The following is a 14,323-nucleotide window of genomic DNA, read 5'->3' on the forward strand; positions in this document are numbered from 1 at the left end:
TCCCTCGCCCGGTTCCCGGTTCCCGGTTCCCGGATGCTGGTAGCCCATCAGGGCAGCTCGGCGCTCGCATAGAACGCAGTCAGCACCTTGACCAGGTGCGCCAGGTCGTGGCTGCCGGCCAGTTCGCGGATCGAGTGCATGGCAAAGGTCGGCAGGCCGATGTCGACGGTGCGCACGCCGAGCTGGCTGGCGGTGATCGGGCCGATGGTCGAGCCGCAGCCCATGTCGCTGCGGGTGACGAAGCTCTGCACCGGCACCTCGTTTTCCAGGCACAGGTGGCGGAAGAAGCCGGCGGTTTCGCTGCTGGTGGCGTAGCGCTGGTTGCTGTTGATCTTGATCACCGGGCCGGCGTTGAGCTTGGGGCCGTGGTTGTCGTCGTGCTTGTCCGGGTAGTTGGGGTGCACCGCGTGGGCGTTGTCGGCGGAGACCAGCAGCGAGCGCTGGATGCTGCGCACGAAACCGTCGCCTTCCGGCAGTACGCGGTGCAGCACCTGTTCGAGCATCGGTCCATCGGCGCCACAGGCCGAGCTGGAGCCGACCTCCTCGTGGTCGGTGCAGACCAGTACGCAGCTTTCCGCGTCCGGCGCGGCCAGTAGTGCCTGCAGGCCGGCGTAGCAGGACAGCAGGTTGTCCAGGCGCGCGCCGGCGATGAAGTCGCCATTCAGGCCGATCACCGCGGCGGCCTGGGTGTCGTAGAAGCTCAGCTCGAAGTCGAGCACCGCGTCGGCGTTGAAGTCGTGTTCGCGGGCCAGTTGCTCGGCCAGCAGCGCGCGGAAATCCGCGGCCTCGGTGCCGGCAAGCTGGGCCAGGATCGGCGGCAGTTCGTTCTGCGCATTGATCGGCCAGCCCTGATTGGCCTCGCGGTTGAGGTGGATGGCCAGGTTGGGGATCACCGCGATCGGCAGCTGGAAATCGATCAGCTGGCTTTCCACCTTGGCGTCACGGCGGTAGGTCACCCGTCCGGCCAGCGACAGGTCGCGGTCGAACCAGGGGGTGAACAGGGCGCCGCCGTAGACTTCCACGCCGAGCTGGAAGAAGCCCTGGCGCTGCAGCTCCGGCTGCGGCTTGACCCGCAGGCAGGGGCTGTCGGTATGGGCGCCGACCAGGCGCAGGCCACCTTCCAGCGGCGAACGCTGGCCCAGCTTGAAGGCGATCAGCGACGAGTCGTTGCGGGTCACGTAATAACGACCGCCAGCATCGGTATGCCAGGGTGCGCGCTCGTCGAGCTGTTGAAAGCCCGCGGCTTCGAGGCGCTTGGCCAAGCTGGTGGTGGCATGAAAGGGGGTTGGCGAGGCCTTGAGAAAGTCGATCAGGCCTTGGTTGAGTTCTTCGCGCATGGGGCGCTCCTGGCGGCAATGCCCGGAGTTTATCGGAATTGGCCGGCGCATTGGGCCGCGCTCTTCAAGCGGTCAGGCCGGGATGGCGACCAGGCTGAGCAGATGACCGTCGAACTCGACGAACTGGCCATCCAGTTCGCTGCCCGCCGACCAGTCGCCGCTCAGGTCGATCAGCAGGCGCAGGCGTGCGCTGCCGTCCTCAAAGCAGCTCAGCAGCTCGGCGTCCTGGAAGTAGAAGCGCTGCAATACCTGAGGATAGAGCGCCTTGAACAGGCTTTCCTTGAACGAGAAGCTCAGACTGATGCGCCAGGCCCGTTGCTCGGCTGTCAGGCCCTGCAGTTGCTGCAATTCGCCGGGGGTGAGGATTTCTCCGGCCAGGCGTTCGGCGCGCTCCGGCGCCAGCCTGAGCTCCACATCCAGGCCGAGGCCGCGCCAGGCGCTGGCGTGCGCCACCATGGCGGCGGCCCAGCCGCTGCCGTGGGTGATCGAACCGCTGACCTCGGCCGGCCACTGCGGGGCGCGGTCGGCACCGACCGCAGGCACCGCGGCCATGCCGGTCACCCGGCGCAGGGCTTCGCGTGCGCACAGGCGGCCGGCGAGGTATTCGGTCTGGCGCTTGGCCACACCCTTGACGGCGGCGATGCCGCAGCGGTCGAAGTCCCTGGCGGCGAGTTGCGAGGGGTCGAAACGCGTGCTGATCAGCTGCACGCCAGGCAGTGCCAGGGGCAGCGGCCAGTGATCGCTCAGGGCGGTACAGCAAGAAGGCAGGTAGAGGTCGCTCATGCCGGCATTCTGCCGGTTGCCGTGGCGGCCTGCCAGCAGCAGGCGTGGTTACATTTCTTTGCACAGCGACAACAAAGCTAAACGAATAGGCGTGTGAATTTTTGCCAGACTGCGGCTGCGTTGCTTCGGGAGCGCAGGTGAGGTTGTTGTTGAAACCGGTGTAAGCCGGTTTCGGCTTTTCTCTGAGAATGAGTGCGGGAGCCCGACAGGGCTCCCGTTTTTTTTTGTGCGCCGAGCATGGGCGCAATCTTGCGGGTGACAGCCCCCGCTGTAGATCACCACGGCGAACGAAGTGAAGCGCAACTGCATGAGGTTGGCCGCGTGCGGGAGGACGCGCGAATCGAAGCCATGAGCCGATGTGCAAGAACCGGTTACAAGACGAAGTCGATCAGTTGGCCTGCCGAAGCCACGCCATTTGTCGGGGTTATGTTGCAGGCACTGAAGCAGACGCCGGTTGGCGCAGCGCAGAGCGATCAAGCAGGCGTTGAAGGCTGGCGAGCCGGATTTTATCCGCGTGACACAAAACGACGCTCACTGTTCTTGAATAAACGGTGGCGAAGTGGGTCGCAGGGCTGAGCAACGTGTCGACATTGGCGGCTTTGGGTGAGGGGAGCCAGCCAAAACAAAGCCCGCACAAGGCGGGCTTTGTTTTGGCTGTTTCAGTCCGTGCACGAGGCAGGTTGAAACCGGGATTTGGTCGGAGAGACAGGATTCGAACCTGCGACCTTCTCGTCCCGAACGAGACGCGCTACCGAGCTGCGCTACACTCCGAATAAGCCGAATTGTACTGAAATAGTTTTGTTGCACAAGGGGTTAGGCTGATATTTTTTCCAGCAGCGGGACCCCTTGATGAGTGCTTTTGGTTCTTGGCCTGTACTCAGGGGCGCAACAGGGCTGAAGTGGTCACCTGAGCGCAGGCTGTGCTTACAGCTCCTGGATGGTGCGCACTTGATCCTTGTTGACCTTGGCGCGGTTCCCGTCGAGTTGCTGGAATTCGTAGAAACCGGAGTCATCATCGAACGCGGGCGTGTCGATGGTCTGGATTTCACGGCCATCGTTGAGGGTGATGACCGATGGCGATGCGCAGCCTGCCAGTGCGGCCAGGCCCAGGGCGAGCAGGAATGCGGGAAAGATCCGCTGAATCATGACGTGTTTCCTTGTTGTTGGAAGGGCTATGTACTCAGCCTCTGACGGATAATGGGCGGCCAAGTTCAGTGGCTGGCAATCATTCGCTGTTCTGTGCGAGCAGTTCAGGGGTATTGAGGTTGGCCAGGCGTGGGTCGTTGGGCGGGCAAACGACGGCAATGGGATCATGCCGGCATAGCCAGCGTTGCGGGCTGCGTTCCCCGGCCAGCCATGCCTCTTCGAGTGTGCTGCCCAGGGATTTGGGGATCAGGCTGAACAAGGGCTCCCAGAAGTCGCCTTGGCGCACCATGACCGGTTGGCTGCCGGCCTTGCCCAGTAACGCCTCGAGCAATGCGCGGTCGAGTCGGGGCGTATCGCACGGCAATACCAGCAAATAGTCGTGGCGGGCCGCTTGCAAGCCGGCGCGGATACCGGCCAGCGGGCCAGGGAAGTTTTCGTTGTCGTCACTGATCAGGCGGTCGGCAAAGGCTCTGTAACGTTCGCTGTTGCGGTTGCAGGAGATGATCAGGTCGTCGCTGAGCGGCCGCACCAAGTCATGCAGCCAGGCGATCAACTGTCGGCCCTGCCACTCGATCAGGCCCTTGTCACGGCCGCCCATGCGTTGTCCGCGTCCACCGCACAGCAGCAGCACGGAACAACTCGGCAGAACAGGCGTAGCGGGCATGGCAGAGCCTCCAAAGGTGGGCCTGTGATATAACATCGCGCACTCTCTCAGACAACTGGAAGCCTGCCATGAACCATAAGGCCGAGGCGCAATTCGTGCCGTTGAATATTGCCGTACTGACCGTCAGCGATACCCGTACCCAGGAGACCGATACCTCCGGTCAGATGTTCGTCGACCGTCTGCAGGCGGCCGGGCATGCCCTGGCGGCGCGGGTGTTGCTCAAGGACGATTTGTACAGGATCCGCGCCCAGGTCGCGACCTGGATCGCCGATGACAGCGTGCAGGTGGTGCTGATCACTGGCGGCACCGGCTTCACTGGCCGCGATAGCACCCCGGAAGCCGTAGCCTGTCTGCTGGACAAGCAGGTGGACGGTTTCGGCGAGCTGTTCCGGCAGATTTCCGTGGCCGATATCGGCACCTCGACCGTTCAGTCCCGCGCGCTGGCCGGCATGGCCAACGGTACCCTGGTGTGCTGCCTGCCGGGGTCGACCAATGCCTGCCGCACCGCCTGGGATGGCATTCTCGCCGAGCAGCTGGATGCCCGTCACCGCCCGTGCAATTTCGTGCCGCACCTGAAGCAGGCGGCTGCCTGCGAGAGCCGCGGATGAGCGGCTGCGAGCAGCCCGGCCTGTTGCCGGTCGAGGTTGCGCTGCAGCGGTTGCTGGCGCTGGCCGAGACGATGCCGATCAGTGACGACGAGCAGGTCGCTTTGGCCGACGCCGACGGCCGGGTGCTGGCCGAGCCGCTGATTGCCGGGCTGGACTTGCCGCCCTGGGCCAACAGCGCGATGGATGGTTATGCCTTGCGCCTGGCCGACTGGACGGGCGAGCCGCTGGCAGTCAGCCAGCGTATCCAGGCCGGCAATGCGCCGCCGCCGCTGCAGCCCGGCAGTTGTGCGCGGATCTTCACCGGCGCGCCGCTGCCGGCCGGCGCCGATACCGTGGAAATGCAGGAAAACGTGCTGGTCGAGGCCGATGGCCGGGTACGTTTCAGCGAGCCGTTGCGGCTCGGCCAGAATGTCCGGGCCCAGGGCCAGGAAACCCGTGTCGGTGACCATCTGTTGCCGGCAGGGACGCGCCTTGGCCCGATCGAACTGGGCCTGGCGGCCTCGCTGGGGATCGCCGAGCTGAGCGTGCGCCGGCGTCTGCGGGTCGCGGTGCTGTCCACCGGCGACGAATTGGTCGAGCCGGGATTGCCGCTGGGGCCAGGGCAGATCTACAACAGCAACCGCCGTCTGCTGATGGCCTGGCTGCAGCGCCTCGGCTGCGCGGTGGTGGATGGCGGCATCCTCGCCGATGATCTGCAGCTGACCCGCGCTGCCTTGGCGGCGTTGAGCGATGTCGACCTGATCCTGTCCACTGGCGGGGTGTCGGTGGGCGAGGCGGATTTTCTTGGGGTGGCGCTGCGCGAAGAGGGCGAGCTGGCCCTGTGGAAACTGGCGATAAAACCGGGCAAGCCGCTGACCTGCGGGCAGTTTCGGGGGGTGCCGGTGATCGGTCTGCCGGGCAATCCGGCCTCGACCCTGGTGACCTTCGGGCTGCTGGCGCGGCCCTATCTGCTACGGCGCATGGGTGTGCAGCGGGTCGAGCCGCTGGGCTTTACCATGCCGGCCGGTTTCACCTGGAGCAAGCCGGGCAAGCGCCGCGAGTACTTGCGCGCGCGCCTGGAAAGTGGTCGCGTGGTACTGCATCCCAACCAGAGTTCCGGCGTATTGCGCAGCGCCGCCTGGGCCGAGGGGCTGGCCGAGGTGCTGGAAGGCACGACCCTGGCCGAGGGCGACAGCCTGCGGTTTATTCCGCTTAGCGAGATTCTCGGGTAGGGGGACAACCCGCTGCGCGGTCACTTGTATCCGATTCGGCGGGTTGCACCCGCCCTACGGGTTCTGCGCCTGGCGCTGGTTGTCGCGAAATTGCCCCGGGGTCTGCCCGGTCCAGCCCTTGAAGCTGCGGTGGAAGGAGCGCGGTTCGGTAAAGCCCAGGTAGCTGGCGATGTCCTGAATCGCCAGGTCGCTGCGCAGCAGGTAGTGTTCGGCCAACTCCTGGCGCAGTTGGTCGAGGATCTGCTGGTAGCTGGTGCCGGCCTGCTGCAGGTGACGCTGCAGGGTGCGCAAGGTCATGTTGAATTGTTCCGCCACGCGTTCCTTGCGCGGCAGACCGTCCTTGAGCAGCAGGCGCAGGGCGTTCTTGACCCGCTGCGGCAGCGCTTCGTCCTCGTCCAGACCGGCCATCAGGGTCAGGGCGTGTTCTTCCAGGGTGCGCAGCAGGTTGGCGTCGGCCTGGCGTAGTGGCATGTCGAGGTATGCCAGCGGCATGATCAGGGCGTTGCAGGTTTGCCCGAAGCGAACCGGGCAGCCAAACACGGCGCTGTACTCGGCGCTGTCCACGCCCTCAGGCAGGGCGTGCTCGAACCAGACTTCCTGCGGCGAGCGCTGCATGTCGGCGATCCAGCGGGCGTAGAGCAGCCAGGACGTCAGTACCTCCTCGACCATATGCCGGCGAACCAGCGCGGTCTCATGGCGGCAGACCCAAATCAGCTTGACCTGATCGGCGGTCGCCTCGATCCGGCTGACGCCCATATCGCCCACCAGTTTTTCATAGGGCACGATGCGACTCATGGCCTCGCCCAGGGTGGCGCAATTCATGGCGATATAGCCGAGCACGCTCCAGGAGCCGGGTTGCACGAAGCTCGCGCAATGCAGGCCGAACAGCAGGTCGCCGGAGACTTCGATCAGGTGCTGGAGCAGGCGTTGGTGGGTCGCACCGGCAATGCGCTTGCCGTTGTCCGCCAGATCGTCGGCCTGCACGCCAGCCGCCGCCAGCGCCTGGGGGATATCCAGGCCCAGCTGTTCGGCGTGGCGCAGGTATTTGAGCAGGGCGGGAACCGAGGAGTAGCCGAGATTGTGCATAGACTTCTTATTCGCAATGGCTCGATTGGCAACAGCGCCTGGCCCGATGCGACAGTGACGCCGGGCGGTGGCTGGCTAGTATAGGCAGTCAATGATGGTGACCGAAATATCCAGGGGAGAGGCTGATGCGACGTTGGAACGGCTGGGGTGATGAGGCAACAGTGGTGGAATTGCCGAGTCATGGCGAGGCCTTTCTTGCCGAGTTGATCGGCCCCGGTCAGGTGCTGGCCGATGCCAGCCTGGAGCAGGTGCTGGCCAGGGTGCCGGCTTCGCGTCTGCCGCCCCACCCGCTGATCAGCCTGGACGCCGAGGCGCGGCTGCGGCATGCCCGCGGCCAGAGCCTGGCGGACTGGCTGGCGATGCGTTCCGGCGAGTTCGGCGTGTTTCCCGACGGCGTCGCCTTTCCGGAGAGCGCCGCGCAGGTTCGCCAGTTGCTGGCCTGGGCCAGTCAGCACGATCTGATTGTGATTCCTTATGGCGGCGGCACCTCGGTGGCCGGGCATATCAACCCGCAAGCCAGTGACAAGCCGGTGCTGACCCTGTCGCTGGAGCGCATGGGCAAGCTGATCGAGGTCGACGACGACAGCCTGATCGCGACCTTCGGTCCCGGCGCCAATGGGCCGCAGGTGGAAAGCCAGTTGCGCGCCCGTGGTTACACCCTCGGTCATTTTCCGCAGTCCTGGGAGCTGTCGACCCTCGGCGGCTGGGTCGCCAGCCGTTCCAGTGGCCAGCAGTCGCTGCGTTACGGGCGCATCGAGCAGTTGTTTGCCGGCGGCAAGGTCGAGACCTTTGCCGGCACCCTGGAGATTCCGAGCTTTCCGGCCTCCGCTGCCGGTCCCGACTTGCGTGAGCTGCTGATGGGCTCGGAAGGGCGCTTCGGCATCATCTCCGAGGTCAAGGTGCGCATCACCCGCCTGGCCGAGCAGGAAAACTTCTACGCGGTGTTCATGCCTGACTGGCAGCAGGCATTGGCGGCTATCCGCAGCCTGGCTCAGGCGCGCGTGCCACTGTCGATGCTGCGCCTGTCCAATGCGATCGAAACCCGTACTCAACTGGCCCTGGCCGGTCATCCGCAACAAATCGCCTGGCTGGAGAAATACCTGGCCCTGCGCGGCGCCCGCGACGGCAAGTGCATGCTGACCTTCGGCGTCACCGGCAGTCGCACGCAAAACGCCGCTTCGCTGAAGCAGGCCAAGCCTCTGCTGAAAGGCTTTGGCGGGGTCTTCAGCGGCACCCTGCTGGGCAAGAAGTGGGCGGAAAACCGTTTTCGCTTCCCCTACCTGCGTCATGGCCTGTGGAGCGCCGGCTACGCGGTGGACACCCTGGAAACCGCCACCGACTGGAGCAACGTCGACAGCCTGCTGAACAAGGTCGAGGCCAGCCTGCGCGATGGCCTGCGTGAGGAGGGCGAGCGGGTGCATGTGTTCACTCATCTGTCCCACGTTTATGGCGAAGGGTCGAGCATCTACACCACCTACGTGTTCCGCCCCGGCAACAGCTACGAGCAGGCCATGGCGCGCTGGCAAAAACTCAAGCACGCCGCCAGCCAGACCATCGTCGACAACGGCGGCACCATCAGTCACCAGCATGGCGTCGGCCGCGACCACGCACCTTATCTGGCCGTGGAAAAGGGCGAGCTGGGAATGGCGGCGCTGAAGGCCTTGTCCGTGCACTTCGACCCGGAGCAGCGCCTGGCTCCCGGCGTGTTGCTCGAACAATGAGCATGCCGGCCTGGAACGCTGCCTGGCGCGAGGGTGCGCTGGCCGAACTGGCTGCGCGCGACTGGGACTTGATCGTCATCGGTGGCGGCATCAGTGGTGCCGGTATCCTGCGCGAGGCGGCGCGGCGTGGCTGGACGTGCCTGCTGCTGGAGCAGCGTGATTTCGCCTGGGGCACCTCCAGCCGCTCGTCGAAGATGGTCCATGGCGGCCTGCGCTATATCGCCAAAGGCCAGCTCAAGCTGACCCGCGACTCGGTGCGCGAACGCCAGCGCCTGCTGCAGGAAGCCCCGGGGCTGATCGATCCGCTGAGCTTCGTGATGGCGCACTACCAGGGGCAATTTCCCGGACCGAACGTGTTGGGCGGGTTGTTGGCCCTGTACGACGCCCTGGCGGGCAAGCGCAACCATCTGTACTACCCGCTGCAGGCGCTGCGCTATCTGGCGCCGGGCCTCAAACAAGACGGTCTGCTCGGCGGCACGCGTTTCTTCGATGCGGTAACCGATGACGCCCGCCTGGTCATGCGCGTGCTGGGCGAGGCCCGTGGCGACGGTGGCGAGGCGCTCAACGGGGTCAAGGTTGTCGAGTTGCTGCGCGACAACGGTCGGGTGGTTGGCCTGCTCGGTGAGGATCGTGAAAGCGGCCGGCGCTTCAGTTTTCGCAGCCGCGTCGTGGCCCAGGCCACTGGCGCCTGGGCGGATCAGCTGCGTGCGACATCCAGCGAGCGTGTGCGGCCGCTGCGCGGCAGCCATCTGCTGCTGCCGGCCTGGCGTCTGCCGGTGGCCCATGCCTTCAGCTTTATGCACGGTGCGGACCGGCGTCCGGTGTTCGTCTTCCCCTGGGAAGGCGCGACTGTGGTCGGCACCACCGATCTCGATCATTCCGAGCCGCTGGATCAGGAGGCGCGGATCAGCAGCGATGAGGCGGATTACCTGCTGGCGGCCTGCGCCCAGCAGTTTCCTGGTGCGGCAATCACGGCCAGCGACGTGCTGTCGACCTGGGCCGGGGTACGGCCGGTGGTCAGCGACGGCGCCGTCGGGCGTAAACCCTCGGACGAGACGCGCGAGCACGCGCTGTGGCTCGAACCCGGTTGCGTGACCCTGGCCGGTGGCAAGTTGACCACCTTCCGCCTGCTGGCCCTGGAGGTGCTGCGGGCCTGCGCCGAGATGCTCGGCCGGACGCTGGACGACCAGGGCGCGGCGACCTTCCGGCCTTGTACGCCAGCGCCCATGCCGAGCCTGAGTCCTGCCCAGCAAAGGCGTCTGGTCGGCCGGCATGGGCGTGAACTGTCGGGATTGTTGGCGTTGCTCGATGAGGTGGGCAGCGAACGGGTGGCCGGCAGCGACACGCTCTGGGTGGAGTTGGCCTGGGCGGCGCAGAACGAGCTGGTGCTGCACCTGGACGACCTGCTGCTGCGCCGCACCCGCCTTGGACTGTTGCTGGCTGAAGGCGCAAAGGCCGAGCTGCCGCAGATTCGTGCGCTGTGTCAGGTGCGGCTGGGTTGGGACGATCAGCGCTGGAACAGCGAAGAGCGTGATTACCTTGAACTCTGGCGATGCTGTTACAGCCTGCCGGCCAAGTAGGGTGCGCGTGCGCACCATCTGACTGTCGGTGCGCACGGCGCACCCTACGCGAGTTCGACCAACTGTAAGGACTGTGCCTTGAGCGAAAAAAGCTACCTGCTGGCCATCGATAACGGCACCCAGAGCGTGCGTGCGCTGTTGTTCGACCTGCAGGGCAATCTGCTCGGCAAGGGCAAGGTGGAGCTTGAGGCCTATTACTCCACTCAGCCCGGCTGGGCCGAGCAGGACCCGGAGTACTACTGGGCCAGCCTGGGCGAGGCCTGCACGCGGCTGTGGGCGGCGGTGGATATCGACCGGCGCCTGATCAAGGGCGTGGCGTTGACCACCCAGCGCGGCACGCTGATCCATGTCGATGCGCTGGGCCAACCGCTGCGTCCGGCGATGCTCTGGCTCGATCAGCGCCGTGCCGAGGTGCGCGACAGGATCAAGGGACCCTGGGGCTGGTTGTTCAAGCTGATCGGCGCGCAACCGGCGGTCGATCATTTTCGCACCCAGGCCGAGGTCAACTGGGTTGCACAGAACCAGCCGGAGATCTGCGCGAAAACCGATAAAGTCCTGCTGCTCTCCGGGTTTCTCAGCCATCGGCTGTGCGGGCGCTTCGTCGATTCGCTGGCCTGCTGCGTCGGCTACCTGCCGTTCGACTACAAGCGCCTAAAGTGGGCCGCGCCGCGCGACTGGAAGTGGCAGGCCATAGCGGTGCGCCGCGAGCAGTTGCCGGATCTTTACAAGCCGGGCGAGCAGCTCGGCAGTATCAGCGCCGCGGCCAGCCGCCACACCGGTATTCCGGAGGGTTTGCCGTTGATCGCCGCCGGTGCCGACAAGGCCTGCGAAGTGCTCGGCGCGGGTGTGCTGGAGCCGCATATCGCCTGCCTGTCCTACGGCACTACCGCGACCATCAACACCACGCGGCGCAGCTACCTGGAAACCATCCGGTTGATCCCGCCATACCCGGCGGCGCTGCCCGATCATTTCAACACCGAGGTGATGATCTACCGCGGTTTCTGGATGGTCAGCTGGTTCAAGCAGCAGTTCGGCCAGCGCGAAATGCAGCGGGCCAGGGAGCTGGGCGTCGAGCCCGAAGCGCTGTTCGACGAGTTGGTCAATGCCGTGCCGGCCGGCTCTATGGGCCTGATGCTGCAACCCTACTGGTCGCCGGGGGTTCGTGAGCCGGGCCTGGAAGCCAAGGGCTCGATCATCGGCTTTGGCGATGTGCACACCCGCGCGCATATCTACCGCGCCATTCTCGAAGGCCTGGCCTACGCCCTGCGCCAGGGCAAGGAGCGGATCGAGCAACGCTCGGGGACGAAAATTACCCGGCTGCGCGTCTCCGGTGGCGGTTCGCAGAGCGATGCGGCGATGCAGCTGACCGCCGATATCTTCGGCCTGCCGGCCGAGCGCCCGCATGTCTACGAGACCTCCGGCCTGGGGGCGGCCATCGATTGTGCGGTGGGGCTCGGCCTGCACCCGGATTTCCCCAGTGCCATCGCCGCCATGACCCGGGTCGGCCAGGTGTTCGTGCCCAATCCGGCGGCGCAGCGTATCTATGAGCAGCTGTATCGCCAGGTCTACCTGCACATGTACCGGCAGCTCAAACCGCTGTATCTGCGGATTCGCGCGATCACCGGCTATCCGGCGTAGGCCGTGGACCAGTTGGCACGCTTGAGCGTGCAGCATGGTAAAAGGCAGGGGCTCGGCTAAGGTTGAAAGGAGCAACATGACCTTGTCGTCGGGCTGTATGCTGTCGGCTGTCACGCGTCACACGCGAATCCATAAGAATCATAAAAAGAAGCAGAGGAGCGCTCGCTTGAAAATACTGATAGTCGATGATTCGGCGATGTCACGAAAACTGGTGCTCAAAGCCCTGCCGGCGGATTTGCAGGCGGTCGTGACCCAGGCTACTAACGGTGAGGAAGCGTTGGCGGCTTACCATGCCGGTCATGCCGAGGTGATCTTTCTCGATCTGACCATGCCGGTGATGGACGGGTTTCGTACCCTGGAGCAACTCAAGCGCGAGGATGCCAATGCAGTGGTCATCGTCATCAGCGCCGATATCCAGCCTCAAGCCCAGCAGCGCGTGCGCGATCTGGGCGCGGCGGCCTTCGTCAAGAAACCTATTACTCCAGAGGCCATGCAGGCAGCGTTGTATGAAGTAGGGCTTATCTAGATGAGCAGCCAAAGCCAACTGGCGAACTTGAATGAAGAACAGCGCGATGCCCTGCAGGAACTGATGAACGTGGCCATGGGCCAGGGTGCTGACCGCCTGGCTCGTTTGACCGAAACCTTCGTCACCCTGTCAGTCCCCCGCATCCATGCCGTCGACGTGACCAATACCAGCCTGCTGAGTCAGCTGATGATTGCCAGTCAGCCGGCGATCATCACCCGTCAGTCCTTTCTCGGTCGCCTGCGCGGCGAGGTGATGGTCTGCTTTGGCGAGAATGGCGCCGATCAATTGGCCGACTTGATGGGCTATGAAGGCGTGGAGAAACACAGCATTCAGGATGAGCTGATGCTGGATGTCACCAATATTCTTGCCGGGGCCTGTATCAATGGTTTGGCGCAGCAGGTCGATATCAAGGTGAATTACGGTTCGCCCTCGCTGCTATCGCGTGGGCGTTCGCTGCAGGAGGCGCTCGGCGCCGAGGAGTTGCGTGGCCATCAGGCGCTGGTGTTGGAGATCCATTTCGAAGTGGCGACCCACAGCTTCTATTGTGATTTGCTGGTGTGCATCACCGAAGACACGGTGGCCACTGTCATTGAAGTGATTGATCAGTTGCTGAGTGATATCTAGCTCACATCATCGGACTAAGGATGCGAGATGACGTCTGTACCAGGAGAAGTATTGCCCGCGGAGTTGGTGACGGTTCTGCAGAGTATCAACCTCGGCGTATTGTTGCTCGATAGCCAGTATCGGGTGATGTTCTGGAACGATTTCATGGCGATCCACAGCGGCAAGGATTGCGTCGAGGTCAGAGGGCGGTCGCTGTTCGAGTTGTTTCCAGAGTTGCCGCGGCTGTGGGTACAGAAGAAGATCGACGGGGTGTTCGCCTTGCACAACCTGGCGTTCACCTCCTGGCAGCAACGCCCGCACCTGTTCAGCTTCGCCGGCAGCCGACCGATCACCGGCTCGACTGACATGATGTACCAGAATTGCACCTTCTCGCCGATGGTGGAGGCCGCGGGTACCGTTAAATATGTCTGCCTGACCATCTCCGATGCCACCGAAACCGCGGCCCAACATCTGCAACTGGAGCAGCTCAATCAGTTGCTACGTGCGGAACAGAGCGAGCAGGCGCGCCTGATTTGCAAGCTCGAGGATACCCAGGCGCAACTGTTGCAGTCGGAGAAAATGGCGGCGATCGGCCAACTGGCTGCAGGCGTTGCCCACGAGATCAACAACCCGGTGGGTTATGTCTATTCCAACTTCAGCAGCCTGGAACGCTATGTCGGTGACCTGTTTCGCCTGATCGAGAGCTATCAGGCGGCGGCAGCCGAGCATCAGGATGCGGCCTTGCGCGCACAACTGGAACAGGCCAATCAGGCGCTGGACTACGATTTTCTGCGCAGCGACATGGCCGATCTGGTGCGTGAATCGCGCCAGGGCCTGGAGCGGGTCAAGCAGATCGTCCAGGATCTGCGCGATTTTTCCCATATCGACTCGGGCGACTGGCAGGAGGCCGATTTGCATAAGGGCCTCGACAGCACGCTCAACGTGATCTGGAACGAGATCAAGTTCAAGGCCGAGGTGGTCAAGAACTACGGCGAATTGCAGCCCGTGCAGTGTCTCGGCTCACAGCTCAACCAGGTGTTCATGAACCTGATCATCAATGCCGCCCATGCCATCGAGGGGCAGGGCACTATATGGCTGGAAACCGGTGCCGAGGATGACTGGGTGTTCGTGCGGGTGCGCGACAGTGGCAGTGGTATTGCCCCGGAGAATCTGACCCGCTTGTTCGACCCGTTCTTCACCACCAAGCCGGTCGGGCAAGGCACCGGTCTTGGTCTGTCGGTGTCCTACAGCATCGTGGCCAAACACCATGGCCGCCTGGAAGTCGAGAGCGAACTTGGCAGCGGCGCCGCCTTCACGGTCTGGCTGCCACTCTGCCAGCCGGCGCAGGACGATAGCGCAGTCGATCTGCAAGCGGGCGAGTGATGCGTGCTGTGACAGACACGCTGGCACGCATTCTGCG

At 64.3% G+C, this 14,323-nt stretch carries 13 protein-coding genes and 1 tRNA gene; 8 read left to right on the forward strand and 6 right to left on the reverse strand.

The features are described 5' to 3' along the window. Positions 1-47 precede the first annotated feature (47 nt). The 5 genes from R3355_RS08400 to mobA form a co-directional block, all read right to left on the reverse strand. On the reverse strand, positions 48-1,337 hold the full coding sequence (locus R3355_RS08400) for a M18 family aminopeptidase (RefSeq protein WP_318960818.1): 1,290 nt from the start codon (positions 1,335-1,337) through the stop codon (positions 48-50). A 72-nt stretch (positions 1,338-1,409) separates the two neighbouring features. Next, positions 1,410-2,120 (reverse strand): 4'-phosphopantetheinyl transferase family protein, encoded by a 711-nt coding sequence (locus R3355_RS08405; protein WP_318960819.1) that lies wholly within the window; start codon positions 2,118-2,120, stop codon positions 1,410-1,412. 694 nt (positions 2,121-2,814) lie between these two features. Further along, positions 2,815-2,891: transfer RNA gene (locus tag R3355_RS08410), tRNA-Pro, on the reverse strand. 153 nt (positions 2,892-3,044) lie between these two features. Continuing rightward, the gene (locus tag R3355_RS08415) at positions 3,045-3,266 is read right to left on the reverse strand and encodes a YgdI/YgdR family lipoprotein (protein WP_318949890.1); all 222 of its coding nucleotides are present in this window, start codon (positions 3,264-3,266) and stop codon (positions 3,045-3,047) included. Between the two features lie 79 nt (positions 3,267-3,345). Then, entirely contained in the window at positions 3,346-3,930 is a 585-nt protein-coding gene (gene mobA / locus R3355_RS08420; RefSeq protein ID WP_318960820.1) for a molybdenum cofactor guanylyltransferase MobA, read from the reverse strand. Positions 3,931-3,998: 68 nt separating this feature from the next. Between mobA and moaB the strand changes: the two genes are divergently transcribed. Further along, positions 3,999-4,538 (forward strand): molybdenum cofactor biosynthesis protein B, encoded by a 540-nt coding sequence (gene moaB / locus R3355_RS08425; RefSeq protein WP_318960821.1) that lies wholly within the window; start codon positions 3,999-4,001, stop codon positions 4,536-4,538. Continuing rightward, positions 4,535-5,749 carry a gephyrin-like molybdotransferase Glp gene (gene glp, locus R3355_RS08430; RefSeq protein ID WP_318960822.1) on the forward strand — a complete coding sequence of 405 codons (1,215 nt, stop codon included), beginning with the start codon at positions 4,535-4,537 and terminating at the stop codon, positions 5,747-5,749. The genes moaB and glp overlap by 4 nt, the downstream gene beginning before the upstream one ends. 54 nt (positions 5,750-5,803) lie before the next feature. Here the strand turns inward: glp and R3355_RS08435 are convergent, their stop codons facing one another. Further along, a complete protein-coding gene (locus R3355_RS08435) occupies positions 5,804-6,835 on the reverse strand; it encodes an AraC family transcriptional regulator (protein WP_318960823.1) in 1,032 nt (343 codons plus the stop codon). 125 nt (positions 6,836-6,960) lie between these two features. On the opposite strand from R3355_RS08435, the gene R3355_RS08440 reads away from it, so the two are divergent. The 6 genes from R3355_RS08440 (at position 6,961) to R3355_RS08465 (ending at position 14,286) form a co-directional block, all read left to right on the forward strand. Further along, positions 6,961-8,556, forward strand: a complete 1,596-nt coding sequence (locus R3355_RS08440; protein WP_318960824.1) for an FAD-binding oxidoreductase — start codon at positions 6,961-6,963, stop codon at positions 8,554-8,556. Positions 8,557-8,558: 2 nt separating this feature from the next. Further along, positions 8,559-10,136: a glycerol-3-phosphate dehydrogenase/oxidase gene (locus R3355_RS08445; RefSeq protein WP_318960825.1), complete on the forward strand. Its 1,578-nt coding sequence runs from the start codon at positions 8,559-8,561 to the stop codon at positions 10,134-10,136. Positions 10,137-10,214: 78 nt separating this feature from the next. Next, positions 10,215-11,774, forward strand: a complete 1,560-nt coding sequence (locus R3355_RS08450) for an FGGY-family carbohydrate kinase (RefSeq protein WP_318960826.1) — start codon at positions 10,215-10,217, stop codon at positions 11,772-11,774. A 166-nt stretch (positions 11,775-11,940) separates the two neighbouring features. Continuing rightward, a complete protein-coding gene (locus R3355_RS08455) occupies positions 11,941-12,300 on the forward strand; it encodes a response regulator (protein WP_318960827.1) in 360 nt (119 codons plus the stop codon). Continuing rightward, positions 12,301-12,924: a hypothetical protein gene (locus R3355_RS08460; protein ID WP_318960828.1), complete on the forward strand. Its 624-nt coding sequence runs from the start codon at positions 12,301-12,303 to the stop codon at positions 12,922-12,924. A 27-nt stretch (positions 12,925-12,951) separates the two neighbouring features. Further along, the gene (locus R3355_RS08465) at positions 12,952-14,286 is read left to right on the forward strand and encodes an ATP-binding protein (protein WP_318951362.1); all 1,335 of its coding nucleotides are present in this window, start codon (positions 12,952-12,954) and stop codon (positions 14,284-14,286) included. Positions 14,287-14,323: the final 37 nt, after the last annotated feature.

Origin of the sequence: Pseudomonas sp. (genome assembly GCF_033723075.1) — a bacterium.
In the GTDB taxonomy this organism is placed as follows: Bacteria; Pseudomonadota; Gammaproteobacteria; order Pseudomonadales; family Pseudomonadaceae; genus Aquipseudomonas.